The following is an 18,039-nucleotide window of genomic DNA, read 5'->3' on the forward strand; positions in this document are numbered from 1 at the left end:
ATTCGGTAAGCGAGGGTCGGACATCTGCATTGCCGACCTATGACGCGGGCTGCCTGTGTAGGACAGCGTTAATTGCCCGTCAGGAGCCGGTGCGTTGCCGCTTCGACATCATCCTGCCGCATGAGACTTTCGCCCACGAGGAAGCTGCGCACACCGGCTTTGGACAGGCGCAGACAATCGTCATGGGTGAAGATCCCGCTTTCGCCGACCAGCAATGCATCCTCTGGCGCCAGAGTGACAAGTTCTTCCGTGGTGGCAAGATCGGTTTCGAAGGTCTTGAGATTGCGGTTGTTCACGCCCAGAAGCCGTGACTTCAAGCAGGCTGCCCGCGCCATCTCGGCGGCATCGTGGACTTCGACGAGGACGTCCATGCCACGCTCGAAGGCCGCAGCCTCGATCTCGGCCATTTGCGTATCCTCCAGCGCCGCCACGATGATGAGGATCGCATCCGCACCCAGCGCCCGTGCTTCGGCGACCTGCCACGGATCGACCACAAAATCCTTGCGCAGGACGGGGAGGTCGCAGGCTGCACGGGCAGCGACGAGATAGTCTTCATGGCCCTGGAAGTAAGGCGCATCGGTCAGCACCGACAGGCAGGCGGCACCGCCCGCGGCATAGGCCCGGGCATGTTCGGCGGGCTGGAAGTCGGGACGGATAAGCCCCTTGGACGGCGAGGCTTTCTTGATCTCCGCGATCAGGCCGAAACCGTCCTGTTGCTTCGTTTCGAGCGCGCGGTGAAATCCGCGGGGCGCGGTCTGGTCGCGCGCCGCCGCGTCGAGGTCGGTGAGGCTGCGCTGCGTTTTGCGCGCGGCCACTTCTTCGCGCTTGGTCGCGCAGATTTGTTCAAGCTTGTTCATTTGGCCAGTGCGATCCAGTCGATCAGCAATTGTCTTGCCCGTCCGCTGTCGAGAGCATCGGCTGCCATGTCGGCTCCTGCTGCCCAATCGTCCGTCTTCCCTGCGACAATCAGCGAGGCAGCCGCGTTGAAGAGGACCGCATCGCGATAGGGGCCCGGCGCGCCCATCAGCAGCGCTTCGAGCGCCTTGGCGTTATAGGCGGGATCTCCGCCCCTTATGGCCTCGACCGGAGAATGAGGGAGATTGGCCTGGACGGCGACCACTCGGCGCATTTCGAAATCATGGCCGGTCACATCGGCCAGTTCGTTGCCGCCAGCGAGGCTGAGTTCGTCCAGTCCTTCGTCACCGGAAGCGATGAATGTCCGTTCGGTCCCCAAGCGCGCCTTCGCCCGCGCGTAGATCGGCACATAGGCGGGGCGGGCGATACCGATCAGCTGGCGGGTTACCCCTGCGGGGTTGGAAAGCGGCCCCATCAGATTGAAGATGGTGCGCACACCCAGTTTCTGCCGGATGGGCTGGATGCGGCCCATGGCCGGGTGATGGTTCTTGGCGAAAAGGAAGCAAATTCCCAATTCGTTCAAGGTTTTCTCGGCAGTTCTTCCCGCGGCTTCCATGTCGAGGCCAAGACATTCCAGCGTGTCTGCAGCGCCCGATTTCGAGCTGGCGGCACGGTTGCCATGCTTCGCCACCGGAACACCGCACGCCGCCACGACAAGGCTGACTGCCGTCGAGACGTTGAGCGTGTGATGCCCGTCGCCGCCGGTGCCGCAGCAATCGATCGTGCCCTCCGGCGCGGGCACCGGTATCAGCCGGTCCCGCAGCGCGCGCGCGGCTCCGGCAATCTCTTCCGACGTCTCGCTGCGGGCGGACATGTCGACCAGGAAGCGGCCGATTTCCTCTTCGCCCACCTCACCGTCGAGGATCCAGCCGAAAATCTCATGCGCATCATCTTCGGTCAGATGCGTGTCGGCGGAGGGGAGTGCTCTGGTCATGCCGGCACCTTGGCATCCACGCCGCAGATCGCAAGGAAGTTGGCGAGCAGGGCATGGCCATGCTCGGTCGCGATGCTTTCGGGATGGAACTGGACGCCGTGGATCGGCAGGCTTTCGTGGCGGAAGCCCATCACGCTCGACCCGTCGAGACCGGGCGTTTCGCTGGTAGCGTTTACCACCAGGCAGCCGGGAATATCCTCTACCACCAGCGAGTGATAGCGGGTGGCGGTATAGGGCGAGGGCAGGTTTGCGAAAACGCCGCTGCCGTCATGGGTCAGATCGCTCGTCTTGCCGTGCATCAGCCCGCCGCGAACCACCTTGCCGCCGAAATGCTGCCCGATCGATTGATGGCCGAGGCAGACACCCAGAAGCGGCTTTCCGGCGGCAGCGCAGGCGGCGACGAGATCGAGGCTGACACCCGCTTCGTTCGGCGTGCAAGGGCCGGGCGATATGAGATAGCCCGCCGCATCCTTCGCGATGGCTTCATCGGCGGTGATGGCATCATTGCGCACGACATCCACCTCCGCACCCAGTTCCATCAGATAATGGACGAGGTTGAAGGTGAAGCTGTCGTAATTGTCGACGACGAGGATCGAGCGGTTGGCAGTCATGTTCTGCGCTGATTGGGCGTGAGCGGCGCAGCTTTCAAGCAAGGAAAGCTGCCGGGATCATCACCCCTCCTTGCCGGCCAGCTTGTCGGTCGCGCGGACGAGACCGTCGATGATGCCCGGTTCGCTGGCGGCATGGCCGGCGTCCTGCACGATCCACAGTTCGGCTTCGGGCCAGACCTTTTTCAGCTCCCACGCCGAAACCGGCGGAGTGCAGATGTCGTGGCGGCCCTGCACGATGATGCCGGGAATATGCTTGATGCGATCCGCATTCTTGAGCAGCTGCGCTTCCTCCAGGAAGAAGTCCTGCAGGAAGAATTTGGCGCAGATGCGGGCGAAGGGCACGGCCTTCGACGGATCGGCGAACGTGTCGAGCAGCTCTTCATCGGGCAGCAGCGTGGCGACATTGCCTTCCCACAGCGACCATTCGCGCGCTGCAGAGAGGCGGATCTGTTCGTTGTCGCTGGTCAGCCGCTCGTAATAGGCCTTTACCAGATCGCCGCGCTCTTCCTCCGGGATGAGGCCGGTGAAATCGTCCCATTGTTCGGCCATGATTTCGCTGGCGCCATATTTGTAGAGCCAGTCCTTCTCGGTCTGCCGCCCGAGGAAGACTCCGCGCAGGACGATCTCGGTCACCCGGTCGGGATGGGCCTGCGAATAGGCGAGCGCGAGGGTGGCGCCCCAGCTTCCGCCGAAGGCCTGCCATTTTTCATGGCCGCACATTTCGCGCAGTTTCTCGACATCTTCGACGATGCGCCAGGTGTCGTTATTCTCGATCTCGGCGAAGGGCAGCGATTTGCCGCAGCCGCGCTGGTCGAACAACAGGACGTCGTACAGTTCCGGGTCCCACTGGCGGCGATGCGCCGGCGACATGCCGCCGCCCGGGCCGCCGTGCATGAACACCGCAGGCTTCGCACCCGGCGTGCCGACCCGCTCATAATAGAGCGAATGGCCTTCGCCGACATCCAGCATTCCCGTCTCATAGGGCTCGATTTCGGGATAGAGAGTGCGTTCGTATTCAATCACTTTGCTGGTCCTTCTTTCCGACCACGATGATCGGCCCTATCGGCGCGCCGGTGTCGAGGCGGCCCGTGGCGGGATTCCACAGGGCCGAGACATTGCCGTCCAGATAGAGTGCGTTCTTCACATTGAGTTCGTCGCGATAGAACCGGGCGAGCTTGCCGAAGCTGACCGGGCCGTTGGAAATCACGAAATGGGCGCGGCCCTTGTCGTCGACACCGACCGCGTTGCGGATATAGCGGGATTCGCCGTCCTGCGAGATTTCGGGATGCAGCTTGCCGTCGATGACCAGCATCGGCCCGGACTGGGTGCCGAACTGTGGCCGCTCGCGGACATTGGCGAGGAAATCGTCCGTTGCGCGGACTTCCCATTTGCCGTCGGTGCCGAAGAAGACGCCGTTGGGACGCATGTGGAAATTGCCTTCGCCACCGGCCGTATTCAGCGTCTGCAGGCGATCGCCATTCTCGACATAATAGCCGATGGGCTTACCTTCATCGTCATACATGCCGCCGTTCATCGCGAAGGCTATGCTGTCCGGAGACTGCGTGCGCGAGAATGCGGTGAGGCTACGGTACGGCGCTTCCCCTGATGGGCCAAGATCCATCGACACGGTGTGGCGCGCGGGCGTGGCGAGGCAGTGGGTGAAGGGGCTGTCCTCGAAAATGATCGAACGGCAGGCGCTTTCGACCCGCGTCGTGCCCGATGCGGTATCGCTGGGTGTGGGCGCGTCGGAAGGGCTGCCCTGGCCATCGATGCGCGTACGGGTAACGGGTTCGCCCTCAGGCGCAGGCTCGCACGCGGCGAGCAGCATCAGGGGCAGGGCGAGGAGTGCGTATTTCATTGGCCGTAACCGGGTTCCTGCGCGAGGCGGACGGCTTCGCGCGCTGCTGCAAACAGTGCGCCCGCCTTGGCTTCGCATTCTCGTTGTTCATAGGCGGGATCGCTGTCGGCAACGATCCCTGCGCCAGCCTGCACATGCATGGTGCCGTCCTTTAGCACCGCGGTGCGCAGCACGATACAACTGTCGAGCGAGCCGTCGGGCGCGAAATAGCCGACGCCCCCAGCATAGGCGCCGCGGGTGGCAGGCTCCAGCTCGGCGATGATCTCGCAGGCGCGCAGTTTGGGCGCACCGCTGACCGTGCCGGCGGGAAAGCCTGCGAACATGGCCTCCAGCGCATCGCGCGCAGGATCGAGACGGCCGACGACATTGCTGACGATATGCATGACGTGGCTGTAGCGTTCGACGGTAAAGCTATCGGTAACGGTGACGGTGCCCGATTGCGCGACCCGGCCCACATCGTTGCGCCCGAGGTCCAGCAGCATGAGATGCTCGGCCCGTTCCTTCGGATCGGCGAGCAGGGACAGTTCGGCCTCGCGGTCTTCCGCCGCAGTCTTGCCGCGTGGCCGCGTTCCGGCGATCGGGCGGACCGTGACCTCGCCATTGCGCACGCGCACGAGGATTTCCGGGCTCGATCCCACCACCGCAAAGCCGGGCAAATCGAGGAAATAGAGGAACGGTGAGGGGTTCACCCGGCGCAGGGCCCGGTAAAGCGAAATCGGCGGCAGGGAGAATGGCGCCGTGAACCGCTGCGACAGGACGACCTGGAAGATGTCGCCTGCTGTAATGTAGTCCTTCGCCCGCGAAACCATGGCCGCAAAATCTTCCGGCGGCAGCGTCGCTTGCGGTGCAGGCTCGGGATGGTCGGCAGCATTGGCGCCGCCCATGTCGAGTGCGGAGCCGAGAGCAGATAACGCCGTATCGATCCGCTCCTGCGCCCGGTCGAGCACGAGGTCGGCCGCATCCTGCGAGGGCCAGACCGGAGCAACGCAATAGAGCGTGTCCTCAAGGCTATCGAAGACGATTATAAGTGTGGGGCGCACGAACAGCATGTCCGGCACTTCCAGCGCATTCTCCGGTGCGCGCGGCAGTTTTTCGACCAGGCCGATAGTCTCGTAACCGAAATAGCCGACCAGGCAGGCGAGGGCGGGGGGCAGCTCCTCGGGCACATCGATCCGGCACTGCGCCAGCAGTTCGCGTAGCGCGTCCAGCGTGCCGCTCTCGCATGTTTCGAAGCGCTCGCGATCGGTCTGCCATTCGCGATTGATCGCCGCCTCGTTACCGCTGGCGCGGAACACCAGGTCAGGGTCGAGGCCAAGCAGGCTGTAACGACCGCGGATTTCGCCGCCCTCTACCGATTCCAGCAGGAAATCGCCGCGCCCTTCCTCGAACAGGCGCAAGGCAGCGCCGACCGGCGTAACCGTATCGGCCACGATCCGGCGCCAGACGAGCGCCGGGTCGCCTTTCTCCAGCGCATCACGCGCCGCAGCGTAACCGTTCAATTTGCCGGTCAAGGCGCGGCCTCAGTTAGGCTCGCCGAGGAGCTGGCGACGGACCGCCGCGATTGCATCGGCATTGCGTTCGACACCCACATCGGCGCGCATGGCGGTCAGCAGCTGCTCGCCATATTCCGAACTCCATGCCTGACCGACCTGACTGCGGGCCTGTGCGATCAGCGGATCGTTTTCGGTAAGATCCTCGAGCTCGATTTTCTCGAGATCAACAACATACCATCCCTGGTCACCCTGGCCTTCGAGCTTCTTGACTGTTCCCTTGGCCATGCCGAACATGAGGGCGATCGGTGCCGGAACGCGGGTGTTCTGCAACCGGGCCAGTTCCTCGCGGCTGTAATTGACCTGCTCTGGCGCGCGAATGGTTTTTTCTTCCGCAGCGACGGCCGCAGCGAGGCTTTGCCCGCCTTCGACCCGCTTCACGATACGTTCGGCAGCGGCCTTGGCGGACTGCTCGCCGCGAACCTGCCGCCACTGTGCCACCGCTTCATCGCGAATCTGAGCGAGCGGGGCGACGGCCGACGGAGTGATATCGGTGACATCGTAGACCAGAAAAGTCTGGCCGTCAGGCAGGGCGCCGATTTCCGCTTCGTTCTCGTCGATCTGGAATGCGAAATTCAGCACCGGACGCAGTACCTCCGGCACCTGCTGTTGCGTTCCGTATACTGTGCCGGAAGCAGTGACCGGCTCGGTCGTCTGCAGGTCCAGACCCAGTTCTTCGGCGACGGAGGGAAGCGACGCACCATCGGAGAGACGATCTTCGATATCGACCGCCAGTTCGGCGATGCCCCGCTGGCGATTTTGTTCGCGCAACTGGTCGGCAATCTCACTACGGACGCTGGCGAGGGCGCGGGCAGGCTGGCTGTCCACTTCGGTGATGCGGGCGATGTGCCAGCCCAAGGGGCTGCGTGCAGGCTTCGTTACCGCACCTTGGGCAGCACCGAAATACGCATCTGCTACAGCTGGCGAAGCGGTGCTGCTGATTTCCGTTTTTTCCTGCGCATCGACCGTGGTCGTCCGCAGGCCAGCGCTGGCGGCGGCCTGTGCGAAGCTTTCTCCACCCTGGATTCGCTTGGCGATGGCTTCCGCTCCCTCGCGCGTCGGAACGATCAACTGCGTGAAGCTGCGCAGTTCGCGCGCGGCATATTCGTCGCCATTATCACGATAATAAGCCGCGATATCGGCATCGCTGGGTTCGATGCTGTCGCCCAATGCGCTGCTGTCGAACGTTGCATAGCGCAAAGTCCGGCGTTCGGGGCGGACGAAGCGTGTGCGGTTATCGGTGTAGAACTTGTTCAGCTGCGCGTCCGTCGGGTCGCCTTCCGGTGCGAAAAGGCTGGCCGGGATCGTAGCGATCGCGCCGAACCGGCGTTCCTTGAAGCTGCGCGCATAGGTGGTCGCGATGCTGTCAGGCAGCTTCGAGCCGTATACCGAAGGGAGGATGGACTGCTGGAAGAAGAGCGACGTGCGGATTTGCTGACGCAGCTCGGCATCCGTCAGCCCGTTCGAGCGCAGGAAAATGTTGTAGCTGTCGGTGCTGAAATCCCCGCTGGCACCGCGAGCGGCAGGAATCTGACGAATTTCGCTGTTCACCAGATTCGTGCCGGCGCGAAGTCCGTTTTGCTCGCCCCAGGCGATCAGGGCGTACCGGTTGATGAGATCGTCGAGGACATCATTGAGGCCGTTACCCGCAAGCAAGGTCTGCATGGTCGCTTCGGGATCCTGCTGGCGCGTACGCTGAAGTGCGCTGTTGGCCGCCGAGTTGAGGTCGGCCGTGCCGATCTTCTCGTCTCCTACGACCGCAACACTGTTTCCACCTGCCACACCGCCGAATGCACCCGAATTGGAGACATCCATGCTGGCGAAGGCGAACCCGATCAGGACCAGGAAGGCCAGGGCCAGTGCGAGACCGATCTTGGTCTTGAAGAAATTCCGGAAAAACGTGAGCATGGCTTGCGAAGATGCCTTTTCGTGTGCTTTTGGCCGCTGCCTGCCGGATGATCGGCGGCAACAAACCGGTTGTGGGGCGCGCTTTATCCGCCCTGCGACCAGGCCGCAACAGGTCCTGTCCGGTTTTGACCTATTAACGAACCACGTCTAGCGGTCCGGCGCTTACGACCTATATAGCCTCGCGCCCGAACAGCGATTCACTACAGGAAGACTTACCTATGGCCGAACGGCCCTACATCGTCGGCAACTGGAAAATGAACGGAACGCGCGCCATGCTGCCCGAAGCGCGCGCGATCGACCGTGCCGCCCAGCGCTATATGAAAGCGGAGGTTGCCGTGGCTCCTCCGTTTACGCTCATTCATGCCGTTCACCGTGAAGCGGAGCAGATCGGCGTGGGCGCGCAGGACTGTTTCCCGGGTGAAGACGGCGCGCATACCGGCGATATTTCTGCGACCATGCTTGCCGATGCCGGGGCCAAATTCGTAATTATCGGGCACAGTGAACGGCGCGGTGACCACAAGGAAACCAGCAAGCAGATCAATGCCAAGATCGAAAGCGCGATCGAAGCCGGTCTGCGGATCATTCTTTGCTGCGGGGAAACGCTGCCAATCCGCGAAAAGGGCGAAGCGGAAGATTTCGTTCTCAAGCAGTTGCGGGCCAGCCTGCCCAAGATCGAAGATCCTACCGAGCGGCTGACCGTTGCCTACGAACCCGTTTGGGCAATCGGCACCGGCAAGACCGCTACGCCGGCGGATATCGAAGCCATGCATAAGGCGATTCGGACCTTGCTCGATGAAACCTATGGCGAGGAGCAGTCTTCAGGTGTGCGAATTCTTTACGGCGGCTCGGTGAAGCCCGAAAATGCGCGCGAGATACTCTCGCTGCCTGAAGTGGGCGGGGCTCTGGTGGGCGGCGCAAGCCTTTCGGCAGAAAGTTTCCTTGGTATCGTCGTGGCTGCGTCGGAGACCGAAGAGGCCTGACGCTTGCCGTTTTGCCGCGCTGCCTCTAGATGCGGCGCAGAAATTCACAGCTTTCCCAGAGTATCTCATCCATGTTTCTCTTTCTCACCGTCGTTCAGGCCATCATCGGCGCGGCACTCATCACGGTAATCCTGATGCAACGCAGCGAAGGCGGCGGCCTCGGAATCGGCGGCAGCCCGAGCGGGATGTTGAGCGCACGTGGTGCGGCAGATTTTCTGACCCGGTCGACCAAGTGGCTGGCGGTAGCGTTCGTGGCGCTGTCGATCGCCCTGGCTGCCATGGCCGTCGAAGGTGTTGGCGCTGGTGAGATCGAATCTACGCTGGATCGCACCGTCGCACCGGTAGAAAACGATCCGCTTGGCGGACCGGCAGCCGCTCCTGCTGCCCCGGCGCAGGCTCCCGCTCCGTCCGACGATCCGCTGGCCGAATAAAGCCCGCATTTCCGGAATTCGCTTGCGCTATGGTGGATAGCGCGCCTCGTCGCGCGCCTTTTCCCTTGCGCCGACTCAACCCGCACGCTTAAGGCCCGACTCCCATGGCGCGGTACATTTTCATCACCGGCGGCGTGGTCTCCTCGCTTGGCAAAGGTCTCATGGCAGCATCGCTTGCTGCCCTTCTCCAGGCGCGTGGCTACAAGGTCCGCATTCGTAAGTTCGATCCCTACCTCAACGTCGATCCGGGCACGATGAGCCCGTATCAGCACGGCGAGGTCTATGTGACCGACGACGGCGCGGAGACCGACCTCGACCTCGGCCATTACGAGCGTTTCACCGGCGTTTCGGCCCATCAGGGCGATAATATCACCAGCGGGCGCGTCTATCAGCAGATCATCGCAAAGGAGCGGCGGGGGGATTACCTCGGCGCAACCGTGCAGGTGGTTCCGCATGTGACCGATGCGATCAAGGAATTCGCACTTGCCGGTCAGGACGATCACGATTTCATCCTGTGCGAAATCGGCGGCACGGTGGGCGACATCGAAAGCCTTCCGTTCATGGAAGCGATCCGGCAGCTTCGTAACGAGCTCGAGCCGATGCAGTCGCTCAGCGTCCATGTCACGCTGGTGCCGTATATCGCTGCTGCGGGCGAGCTGAAGACCAAGCCGACGCAGCACTCGGTCCGCGAACTCGCCAGCCTCGGCATCAAGCCCGATGTGCTGCTGTGCCGTGCGGAGCATCCCATTCCGGATGGAGAGCGGCAGAAGATCGCCAATTTCTGCAATGTGCGCAAGGAAGCGGTAATTCCCGCTCTGGATGCGCCGTCGATCTATTCGGTCCCGCTTCAATATCACGGCGAAGGCCTCGATACCGAGGTTCTGCGCGGCTTCGGAATCACCGACGCGCCCGAACCCGATCTTTCGCGCTGGTACGACGTGGTCGATCGCCACTCGAACCCCGAAGGCGAGGTAACGATCGGCGTCGTCGGCAAGTATGTCGGCCTTCAGGACGCTTATAAATCGCTCAACGAAGCCCTGATCCACGGCGGCATGGCGCATCGCGTCAAAGTCAATATCAAGTGGATCGATGCCGAGGTGTTCGAGCAGAACGACAGCGACATCGCCGCTCAGCTCGAACCAATGCATGGTATCCTCGTGCCCGGCGGATTCGGCGAACGCGGAAGCGAAGGCAAAATTGCTAGCGTCCGCTTCGCCCGCGAGCGCAAGGTGCCTTTCTTCGGCATCTGCCTCGGCATGCAGATGGCCTGCGTAGAAGGCGCACGCAATGCGGGTATCGACAAGGCAAGCTCCACCGAATTCGGTACCACCGAAGAACCCGTCGTCGGTATCATTACCGAGTGGATGACCGAAGAAGGTCTGCAGACCCGCGAAGCCGGCGGAGACCTCGGCGGCACCATGCGGCTCGGCGCCTATGATGCCAAGCTGGCCGCCAACAGCCATGTTTCTTCGATTTATGGCGGCGAAACCGATATCTCCGAACGCCATCGCCATCGTTACGAAGTGAACGGCAAGTATATCGAGCCGCTTGAAAAGCAGGGACTGATTTTCTCGGGCATGTCCCCCGACGGTTTGCTACCGGAAATCGTGGAGAGACCAGATCACCCATGGTTTGTGGGTGTCCAGTTCCATCCCGAACTGAAGTCCAAACCGTTCGATCCACACCCTCTGTTCGCCGGGTTTATCGGTGCGGCACTGGAACAGGCGCGACTCGTATAAATTTTTCTGAGGCTTCGGCCGTATACGTAAATTCCTGTAATCCCACCAAAGGTGCCCGGCGCGTGGTCAACGCACCCCTTTGGGGACATCGGAAATGCGCCTTCACGACTTTATCTTTTGTTATAGATGGGGCAGGTAACCCTCGACTCAGCTCTCCGGTTTGAGAGAGCGAAGAGATATTCGCTGCGTTGAGCAAGCGGTGGGGCTTGCCTCGAACTCGGTCGTCTTCTGCGACCCGGACAACCGTATCCGAGGCTCGGCGGCGCTTTGCGTCGCGGGGGTAGTGCTTTCGGGCGCTGCCCCCTATTTTTTAATCCCAACGAAAAAGGCGGCGCCTCCGAAAGAAGGCACCGCCCAAACTTCAACAGCAGAGATCAGGCTGCTTCGCTATCGTCCTCGTTCTTGACGACTTCGAGCGTCTTCTGACCGCCGATCGCGATCTTCTTGGGCTTCATCGCGTCAGGCACTTCGCGGACGAGATCGATGTACAGCATGCCATCGCGCAGGTCCGCACTCTCTACCCGAACGTAATCGGCAAGGTCGAAACGGCGTTCGAAACCGCGGTTGGCGATGCCGATGTGAAGCATTTCGCCTTCGGGCTGATCGTCACGTTTACGCCCCTGGATCACGAGCAGGTTCTGCTGGGCCGTGATCTCGAGATCTTCGGCACGGAAACCGGCAACGGCGAGGGTAATGCGATAGGCATCCTCGTCGCGTCGTTCGATATTGAAGGGCGGATAATTATCGCCGCCGGCGTTGCGAGCCTGGCGCTCCATCAGGTCGAACAGGCGATCGAAACCCACAGTAGAGCGGCGGTAAGGGGTAGTATCAAAACGGTTCATCGAAACAAATCCTCCAGTGAGCAATTTGGTTATGTAAGGAGCCCGCAACCGGCACTCCCGTGTCTCCACGATGTGTGTTGACGGAACCAAAATAGGTACCGCCAAAACGCTTTCAAGCATCGCCATCAAGGGCTAGCGATAGTCTTCATATTCAAAGGAAATGGAATGAGCCAACCGCAGATCGATATTTACACAAAGTTCGGTTGTGGCTTTTGCGTGCGCGCAAAACGCCTTCTCGATGAGAAGGGTGCAGACTATAACGAACACGACATCACGATGGGCGGCCCCAAACGGGACGAACTGCAGACCCGTGCTCCGCAAGCCCGCACGGTTCCACAGATTTTCATCGGCGACACCTATGTCGGCGGGTCTGACGAACTCGCTGCATTAGAGCGGTCCGGCAAGCTGGACGCGTTGCTCGAGGGCTGAATGACCAACATTGCCGTCCTCCAGATGACTTCGGGCATTAATCCTGAAGAAAATGCTGATTTCCTTGGCTCGATGATCCAGGCTGCAGCAGGGGAGGGGGCTGCGATGCTCTTCACCCCGGAAATGTCCGGGCTGCTTGATCGAGATAGGAAACGCGGCGCAGACGCAATCAGGATCGAAAGCGAGGATAGGGTCCTTGCCACCGTTCGTGACCGGTCCGCCAAGCACGGCATTTGGACATGCCTTGGTTCGCTGGCCATAGACACGGGCGAAGGAAAATGGGTCAATCGTTCGTTCGTGATTGATGCGAATGGCGAAATAGCTGCGCGATACGACAAGATCCATATGTTCGACGTCGATCTCGCTTCCGGGGAGACCTGGCGCGAATCAAGCGCTTACCAGGCAGGTGAGAAGGTCGCGACGGTGCAAACGCCGGCCGGCAAGCTTGGGCTGGCAATCTGTTATGACTTGCGATTTCCCGCGCTTTTTGAAGCATTGGGAAATGCTCGCTGCGATGTCATCGCCGTACCAGCGGCGTTTACAGTTCCAACGGGCGAAGCACATTGGCATGTCCTGCAGAGAGCCAGGGCGATCGAGGCCAGCTCATATGTCGTCGCAGCCGCCCAGACCGGCGCTCATGCGGACGGCCGAAATACCTATGGACACAGCTTGGTGGTCGATCCCTGGGGGCAAGTATTACTTGATATGGGCAATGCACCGGCGGGGTTGGGGTATGCTGAGGTAAAACCAGATCGAATTGAGGAAGTCCGAGCACAGGTGCCAAGTCTTGCCAATCGCCGCGAATTGGCCAAGTAGCCGATCATGATAGTTTATGATCTCCACTGCGATAATGGTCATCGCTTCGAAGGTTGGTTCGGGTCCTCAACCGACTATGAAACGCAGCGGGAAAACGGACTGGTCGACTGTCCCGAATGCGGCAGTAACCTAGTCGACAAGGCACCGATGGCGCCGGCCGTAGGGGCGAAAGCAAGTCGAAATTCGAATGCCTCGCCTTCGGAAGAAGCGCAGCTGTCCAATGCACCCATGCCCCCGGAGGTGGCGGACGCTTTAACAAGATTAGCCAAGGCCCAGGCAAAAGCGCTCGAAACCAGCAAGTGGGTCGGTGACAAGTTCGCCGAAGAGGCCCGATCGCAACATTACGGCGAAAAAGATGAGGCCCCTATCCATGGCAAGGCCACACGCGAGGAAGCCGAAGATCTCGCTTCCGAGGGGATAACGGTTGCTCCGCTACTGTTTCCGATCTCGGATCCGGAAAAACTGAACTGATTGCCTCGGACACTTCATGCGTTATAGAGCGCCCTTGGCGCGCCCGTAGCTCAGTCGGATAGAGCACCAGATTCCTAATCTGGGGGCCACAGGTTCGAATCCTGTCGGGCGCACCATCATTTCCCCAATCTAGTCCCGCGCCACGCAAGCATCGTCAGAACTGCGGACGATGCGATCAGCAATACGCAGACGCCTGCCCAACCCAGGTTTCCGTAAACCGATGTGGCGAAGATGCTGCCGATCCCCCCTCCGATAAACATCAGGACGATATACACAGTCGTCAGGCGCGTACGAAGATCCGGTTCGAGCGAAAGGAATGTCATCCGGCCCGTCACGTCGATGGGTGGGCCTACTAAATTTACGATGACGAGTGGTACGAGCAGTCCCCACAAGCTACCGCCTAGTGGCCAGAACAGGGCTATACCGAACAGCTGGGCGACCGCGAAAATCAGCCGTGCTTTGCGAGGACCGATGGCGTCGGCCCACCTGCCAAGGCGAGGCGTTGACAAAATGCTGACCGCAGCGATTGCCGCGAGATATCCGACTACATCGGTGCCGTAATTCAAGGGGCCGGTGAGATAGAGGGCAAGCGCGAGCCAGAGTGCGATAAATTGTGCGAAATTCAGAGCTTGTATAGCTCCGGAAAGTAGGACCTCACGGTGGCGACTGGCCACAGAAAGAACCGACGTCACGAGACGACCATAAGGCTCGCCGCCGCGATCTCGCTCGCCGCTTTGCATCAGACGGGGAAGGGCCAGTGTAACCCCCAGCATCAGGCTGGTTGCGATCCAATAGACCCACCTCCAACCATAGTGTTCTGCCACCCAGCCAGCACCAACCCTTGCAACCAGAATGCCGAGAATAACCCCGGCGGTGAGGAGTGCCGTTACCTGGCCCAGCCTTTCCGGGGCGACCCGTTTGGAAGCATAAGCCGGCAACAGGTAGGGAGCGATTGTGAAGAAACCGAGGAGAGTGGATCCCGCGGTGAAACCGACAAACCCTTTCGAAAAAGCCATCAAGGCCAAAGACAGCGTTTGGCCGACAGTGAAGATTATCGTGAGCCGCCGGTTGGAATACCGATCTCCCAATGGCAGCAAGAGAAGGATCCCGATGGCCAAAGCGATCTGATTGAGGGCGGGTACGATCCCGATGCGAGCTTCGGACACTCCAAAGTATTCGGCCACCTCGCCGATGATGGGATGGATGTAATAGGCATTGGCAGTCACGACCGCCGCAGCAAACGCGAGCGCGTATTCCTGTTTGCGCGAAAGCCGCGCCAGATCGCTCATCCTAAAATGCCCAATAGTTCCGCCCGTCTTTCTTCAGGGTGTCGGCTTCGAACTCTCACCCAGCTGACTGACTGGAACCGTCTCCTTGAAGGTATGGGTCACGTAAGGGAACGGGATTTCAATGTCGGCCTCATCGAGAGCGCCCTTTATAGCTCGAACTACTTTGTCCTTGCTTTCCCAGCCGGCGCGCGGAGCAGCGCCGGCCCACCAGCGGACGAGGAAATCGACCGAACTGGAATTGAACTCTTGCGCGAAAATATCCACGCCTTTGCTGGCAAGAACATCGTCTACTCCCTCAACCGCCCGGCGAATAACATCCGCTGCATGATCGAGATTGGTGTCGTAGGATACGCCGACCACCACATCGTGTCGCCGCTGTTCGACATCGGTGAGGATTTCTACCGGGTTCTTGAATAGAATGGAATTGGGGACGACGGTAAGTTCGCCCGACAGCTTACGTACATGGGTTTCTCGCAAGGTAATATGTTCGACCTTGCCGGTTATGCCTTCACATTCGATGACATCACCAATCTGCATTTTCTCCCGCAGCATGATGAGTATGCCGGCAAAGAAATTTTCGAAAATGTCCTGAAACGCGAAGCCGATTGCCACAGCTCCAATGCCGAGACCTGCAAGCAGGCTAGCAAACGTAAGGTCGGGCATCACCACGACGGCAGCTATGAAAAGGCCAATAACCCAGATCGTGAGCTTTACGACCGTATCTACCAGGTTCTTGAGGCTGGTACGGATTTCCGTCCGGCCAACAATCATATCGGAGATGCGAACAGCGAAACGAGCCACGATCCATGTCAGCAAGACGATGAATAGGGCGATTGCCAGACTGGGCAGGGTTTCCACGAAACCCTTACCCATCGATTGTAACTGATCCCGCAGCGTTCCGATATAATTCACTAAGCAAGCTCCATTGTCAGGGCAACGTCAGCCTGCTGGGTGAGTTCCTAATCGGAAGACCGGATCATCAGTTCGCGCTATTTCTTGGCGTGTTGCTGGCGCGCCAATTCGTGAAGCCAGTCGGCATGCCGAGGAGCGGTTTTCGTCTCGCTCCATTCTTCCAGCATCATGGGCGCAACCCGCTTCAATTCGGCATATTGCTCGTCCGTGCCGATATCGGTCGCGAGTTCGACACGATGTCCATTTGGATCGAAGAAATAAATCGACTTGAATATCCCGTGATGTGTGGGACCCAGGACGTCGATGCCGAGGCTCTCGACATGTTCTTTGGCTGCGTTGAGTTCCTCCTCGCTGCCCACCTTGAACGCGAGATGCTGCACCCATTGAGGGGTATTCTCATCGCGTCCCATGTCCTTCTGATTTGGCAGTTCGAAGAACGCGAGGATGTTGCCGTTACCTGCGTCAAGAAAGACATGCATGTAGGGATCGTAGTCGCCCGTCGACGGGACATGATCTTCGGCAAAGGCAGTGGTATATTCCATGCCCAAGACCTTCCCGTACCATTCGACGGTCTCTTTCGCGTCCTTGCAGCGGTATGCGGCGTGGTGAACGCCGCCCAGTTTAACGGGATGTGCGGCGGGATTGTTCATTCCGCAGGCTCCGCCTCAACCGTCTCGGCGTCTTCAACACTAAGGACGCCACGCTTGATCTGGTCACGTTCCATGCTTTCGAACAGAGCCTTGAAGTTTCCTTCACCGAACCCTTCGTCACCCTTGCGCTGAATGAATTCGAAGAAGACGGGACCAACCTGCGCTTCCGCAAAAATCTGGAGGAGAAGACGGGGGTGTCCGCCCTCGGTGGTTCCGTCGAGAAGAATGCCTCTCATCTTAAGTTCGTTTTCGTCTTCGCCATGACCCGGCAGACGTTCCGGGAGCATCTCGTAATATGTCTCGGGCGGTGCAGTCATGAAAGGAACACCCAGATCCTTCAGATTGTCCCAGGCAGTGACGAGATCATCGCAAATCAGCGCGATATGCTGAATTCCCTCACCATTGAATTCGCGGAGGAACTCTTCGATCTGTCCTTTGCCGCCTTCTCCCTCTTCGTTGAGTGGAATGCGGATTTTGCCGTCGGGAGCAGTAAGAGCCTTCGAGGTCAGGCCCGTATATTCGCCCTTGATGTCGAAGAAGCGGATTTCCCGGAAATTGAACAGGCTTTCGTAATAGTCCGCCCAGTATTTCATACGGCCATTGTAAACATTGTGGGTCAGGTGGTCGATGACATTGAAGCCTGCGCCCTTCGGCCATTTCTCGACGCCATCAAGATATTCGAAATCGATATCGTAAATCGACAGCATGCTTTCGCCTTGCTCTGCATAACGGTCGATCAGATAGATTATGGCCCCGCCAATTCCTCGGATTGCCGGGATGCGAAGTTCCATAGGGCCATTGTCGACCACGACCGGTTCGGCACCCCGTTCAAGCAACTCGTCATAGGCTTTCTTGGCATCGCGGACGCGGAACCCCATGCCGCAAGCAGACGGCCCATGTTCCCGCGCAAAATACCAAGCAGCGCTGCGCGGTTCGTAATTGATGATGAGGTTGATCCCGCCTTGGCGCCACAGGTGGACGTCCTTGGACCGATGGCTAGCTACATGGATAAAGCCCATCGCCTTGAAAACCGGTTCGATAACGCCCTTTTCAGGCGCGCAGAATTCTACGAACTCAAATCCGTCGAGGCCGATCGGGTTTTCAAAAAGGTCGGGCATTGGATATCCTCTGTCCATTAATTAGTTTCAATAGAAACCAAATACGCTTTGGGAGCGCTTATGTCAAGAATCCAACCCATAATGGTCGGATCATGTTCCTCGTCTGAAGTTCAGCTGATCTAGCCAACTTCTTGGCTCTGACCGGCAATTTCCAGCTTGCACGGCGATGGTAACTGTGATTCTGTAGCGGTGATGAGACGAAGAGGCAGACTCGATTTGGTTCGCAGGCAGAAGGCAACGCAAAGCGCGGCGTTTTTTGTGCTGCTTGTCATCGGCGGTCTCGCGATTGCGGGTCCGTCGGGCCTCTTGGCGTGGAGCGAAAATCTTCGTCTACTCGATCAGCGTAAGGCTCAACTTGCGGCGTTAGAGAAGGATAGGGCTGCTCTGGAGAACAAGGTCGCCCTACTTCACCCTGATCATGCCGATCCTGATATGGTTGGCGAATTGCTCCGCAGTCAGCTGAATGTCGTCCACCCGGACGAAGTCGTCATCAAGCTGGATGACTGACTTAGCGGAGGAATTGTCCGCAATTCCGTAAGGTTTTCGTATGCAAATGCACCGCAGCGTTGCGCTCCGCGCAGCGCTG

Annotated in this window: 19 protein-coding genes and 1 tRNA gene; 8 read left to right on the forward strand and 12 right to left on the reverse strand. The window is 59.7% G+C overall.

Annotation, left to right across the window (positions count from 1 at the left end):
* Window positions 1-68 precede the first annotated feature (68 nt).
* The 7 genes from trpC to ACYQ0G_RS02405 are packed head-to-tail and all read right to left on the reverse strand — an operon-like array spanning window position 69 to window position 7,776.
* Window positions 69-857, reverse strand: coding sequence for an indole-3-glycerol phosphate synthase TrpC (gene trpC / locus ACYQ0G_RS02375; RefSeq protein ID WP_460098854.1), 789 nt, complete (start codon window positions 855-857; stop codon window positions 69-71).
* Window positions 854-1,849, reverse strand: a complete 996-nt coding sequence (gene trpD, locus ACYQ0G_RS02380; RefSeq protein WP_460098856.1) for an anthranilate phosphoribosyltransferase — start codon at window positions 1,847-1,849, stop codon at window positions 854-856. The genes trpC and trpD overlap by 4 nt, the downstream gene beginning before the upstream one ends.
* On the reverse strand, window positions 1,846-2,460 hold the full coding sequence (locus tag ACYQ0G_RS02385) for an anthranilate synthase component II (protein ID WP_460098858.1): 615 nt from the start codon (window positions 2,458-2,460) through the stop codon (window positions 1,846-1,848). The genes trpD and ACYQ0G_RS02385 overlap by 4 nt, the downstream gene beginning before the upstream one ends.
* Before the next feature lie 60 nt (window positions 2,461-2,520).
* On the reverse strand, window positions 2,521-3,483 hold the full coding sequence (gene pip / locus ACYQ0G_RS02390; RefSeq protein ID WP_460098860.1) for a prolyl aminopeptidase: 963 nt from the start codon (window positions 3,481-3,483) through the stop codon (window positions 2,521-2,523).
* The gene (locus tag ACYQ0G_RS02395) at window positions 3,476-4,318 is read right to left on the reverse strand and encodes a phosphodiester glycosidase family protein (protein ID WP_460098862.1); all 843 of its coding nucleotides are present in this window, start codon (window positions 4,316-4,318) and stop codon (window positions 3,476-3,478) included. The genes pip and ACYQ0G_RS02395 overlap by 8 nt, the downstream gene beginning before the upstream one ends.
* A complete protein-coding gene (trpE, locus tag ACYQ0G_RS02400; RefSeq protein ID WP_460098865.1) occupies window positions 4,315-5,829 on the reverse strand; it encodes an anthranilate synthase component I in 1,515 nt (504 codons plus the stop codon). The genes ACYQ0G_RS02395 and trpE overlap by 4 nt, the downstream gene beginning before the upstream one ends.
* Before the next feature lie 9 nt (window positions 5,830-5,838).
* Entirely contained in the window at window positions 5,839-7,776 is a 1,938-nt protein-coding gene (locus tag ACYQ0G_RS02405) for a peptidyl-prolyl cis-trans isomerase (RefSeq protein WP_460098867.1), read from the reverse strand.
* A 218-nt stretch (window positions 7,777-7,994) separates the two neighbouring features.
* Here ACYQ0G_RS02405 and tpiA point away from each other — a divergent pair, with 218 nt between their 5' ends.
* The 3 genes from tpiA (at window position 7,995) to pyrG (ending at window position 10,926) form a co-directional block, all read left to right on the forward strand.
* Window positions 7,995-8,756 carry a triose-phosphate isomerase gene (tpiA, locus tag ACYQ0G_RS02410; protein WP_460098870.1) on the forward strand — a complete coding sequence of 254 codons (762 nt, stop codon included), beginning with the start codon at window positions 7,995-7,997 and terminating at the stop codon, window positions 8,754-8,756.
* A gap of 71 nt (window positions 8,757-8,827) precedes the next feature.
* Entirely contained in the window at window positions 8,828-9,187 is a 360-nt protein-coding gene (gene secG / locus ACYQ0G_RS02415) for a preprotein translocase subunit SecG (RefSeq protein WP_460098871.1), read from the forward strand.
* A gap of 104 nt (window positions 9,188-9,291) precedes the next feature.
* On the forward strand, window positions 9,292-10,926 hold the full coding sequence (gene pyrG, locus ACYQ0G_RS02420; protein ID WP_460098874.1) for a CTP synthase: 1,635 nt from the start codon (window positions 9,292-9,294) through the stop codon (window positions 10,924-10,926).
* A gap of 374 nt (window positions 10,927-11,300) precedes the next feature.
* On the opposite strand, the gene ACYQ0G_RS02425 is transcribed toward pyrG, so the two are convergent.
* Complete coding sequence (locus ACYQ0G_RS02425) at window positions 11,301-11,768, reverse strand: Hsp20 family protein (protein ID WP_460098876.1); 468 nt, start codon at window positions 11,766-11,768, stop codon at window positions 11,301-11,303.
* Window positions 11,769-11,933: 165 nt separating this feature from the next.
* Here ACYQ0G_RS02425 and grxC point away from each other — a divergent pair, with 165 nt between their 5' ends.
* The 4 genes from grxC (at window position 11,934) to ACYQ0G_RS02445 (ending at window position 13,600) form a co-directional block, all read left to right on the forward strand.
* Entirely contained in the window at window positions 11,934-12,197 is a 264-nt protein-coding gene (gene grxC / locus ACYQ0G_RS02430; RefSeq protein ID WP_460098879.1) for a glutaredoxin 3, read from the forward strand.
* The gene (locus tag ACYQ0G_RS02435; protein ID WP_460098883.1) at window positions 12,198-13,013 is read left to right on the forward strand and encodes a carbon-nitrogen hydrolase family protein; all 816 of its coding nucleotides are present in this window, start codon (window positions 12,198-12,200) and stop codon (window positions 13,011-13,013) included.
* Window positions 13,014-13,019: 6 nt separating this feature from the next.
* Entirely contained in the window at window positions 13,020-13,484 is a 465-nt protein-coding gene (locus ACYQ0G_RS02440) for a DUF1178 family protein (protein ID WP_460098886.1), read from the forward strand.
* 39 nt (window positions 13,485-13,523) lie between these two features.
* A tRNA-Arg gene (locus ACYQ0G_RS02445) sits at window positions 13,524-13,600 on the forward strand.
* Here ACYQ0G_RS02445 and ACYQ0G_RS02450 read toward each other — a convergent pair.
* The 4 genes from ACYQ0G_RS02450 to hppD all read right to left on the reverse strand — a co-directional run bounded on the left by ACYQ0G_RS02450 (window position 13,601) and on the right by hppD (window position 17,453).
* Window positions 13,601-14,773, reverse strand: coding sequence for an MFS transporter (locus ACYQ0G_RS02450; RefSeq protein WP_460098887.1), 1,173 nt, complete (start codon window positions 14,771-14,773; stop codon window positions 13,601-13,603).
* A 33-nt stretch (window positions 14,774-14,806) separates the two neighbouring features.
* The gene (locus ACYQ0G_RS02455; RefSeq protein WP_460098890.1) at window positions 14,807-15,685 is read right to left on the reverse strand and encodes a mechanosensitive ion channel family protein; all 879 of its coding nucleotides are present in this window, start codon (window positions 15,683-15,685) and stop codon (window positions 14,807-14,809) included.
* A 77-nt stretch (window positions 15,686-15,762) separates the two neighbouring features.
* Window positions 15,763-16,335 (reverse strand): VOC family protein, encoded by a 573-nt coding sequence (locus ACYQ0G_RS02460; protein WP_460098892.1) that lies wholly within the window; start codon window positions 16,333-16,335, stop codon window positions 15,763-15,765.
* Window positions 16,332-17,453 (reverse strand): 4-hydroxyphenylpyruvate dioxygenase, encoded by a 1,122-nt coding sequence (gene hppD, locus ACYQ0G_RS02465; protein WP_460098894.1) that lies wholly within the window; start codon window positions 17,451-17,453, stop codon window positions 16,332-16,334. Before hppD ends, ACYQ0G_RS02460 begins: the two co-directional genes overlap by 4 nt.
* 258 nt (window positions 17,454-17,711) lie before the next feature.
* Here hppD and ACYQ0G_RS02470 point away from each other — a divergent pair, with 258 nt between their 5' ends.
* A complete protein-coding gene (locus tag ACYQ0G_RS02470; protein WP_460098897.1) occupies window positions 17,712-17,960 on the forward strand; it encodes an FtsB family cell division protein in 249 nt (82 codons plus the stop codon).
* The last annotated feature ends 79 nt before the right edge of the window (window positions 17,961-18,039 follow it).

This window comes from Qipengyuania triglochinis, assembly GCF_054655615.1.

What these genes read in the sequence shown, in the direction of transcription:
- ACYQ0G_RS02460 (WP_460098892.1), bottom strand. Translation starts at nt 16,335, where the DNA reads ATGAACAATCCCGCCGCACATCCCGTTAAACTGGGCGGCGTTCACCAC.
- ACYQ0G_RS02435 (WP_460098883.1), top strand. Translation starts at nt 12,198, where the DNA reads ATGACCAACATTGCCGTCCTCCAGATGACTTCGGGCATTAATCCTGAA.
- pyrG (WP_460098874.1), top strand. Translation starts at nt 9,292, where the DNA reads ATGGCGCGGTACATTTTCATCACCGGCGGCGTGGTCTCCTCGCTTGGC.
- ACYQ0G_RS02450 (WP_460098887.1), bottom strand. Translation starts at nt 14,773, where the DNA reads ATGAGCGATCTGGCGCGGCTTTCGCGCAAACAGGAATACGCGCTCGCG.
- ACYQ0G_RS02385 (WP_460098858.1), bottom strand. Translation starts at nt 2,460, where the DNA reads ATGACTGCCAACCGCTCGATCCTCGTCGTCGACAATTACGACAGCTTC.
- ACYQ0G_RS02395 (WP_460098862.1), bottom strand. Translation starts at nt 4,318, where the DNA reads ATGAAATACGCACTCCTCGCCCTGCCCCTGATGCTGCTCGCCGCGTGC.
- ACYQ0G_RS02425 (WP_460098876.1), bottom strand. Translation starts at nt 11,768, where the DNA reads ATGAACCGTTTTGATACTACCCCTTACCGCCGCTCTACTGTGGGTTTC.
- ACYQ0G_RS02440 (WP_460098886.1), top strand. Translation starts at nt 13,020, where the DNA reads ATGATAGTTTATGATCTCCACTGCGATAATGGTCATCGCTTCGAAGGT.
- hppD (WP_460098894.1), bottom strand. Translation starts at nt 17,453, where the DNA reads ATGCCCGACCTTTTTGAAAACCCGATCGGCCTCGACGGATTTGAGTTC.
- trpC (WP_460098854.1), bottom strand. Translation starts at nt 857, where the DNA reads ATGAACAAGCTTGAACAAATCTGCGCGACCAAGCGCGAAGAAGTGGCC.
- grxC (WP_460098879.1), top strand. Translation starts at nt 11,934, where the DNA reads ATGAGCCAACCGCAGATCGATATTTACACAAAGTTCGGTTGTGGCTTT.
- secG (WP_460098871.1), top strand. Translation starts at nt 8,828, where the DNA reads ATGTTTCTCTTTCTCACCGTCGTTCAGGCCATCATCGGCGCGGCACTC.
- ACYQ0G_RS02405 (WP_460098867.1), bottom strand. Translation starts at nt 7,776, where the DNA reads ATGCTCACGTTTTTCCGGAATTTCTTCAAGACCAAGATCGGTCTCGCA.
- trpD (WP_460098856.1), bottom strand. Translation starts at nt 1,849, where the DNA reads ATGACCAGAGCACTCCCCTCCGCCGACACGCATCTGACCGAAGATGAT.
- tpiA (WP_460098870.1), top strand. Translation starts at nt 7,995, where the DNA reads ATGGCCGAACGGCCCTACATCGTCGGCAACTGGAAAATGAACGGAACG.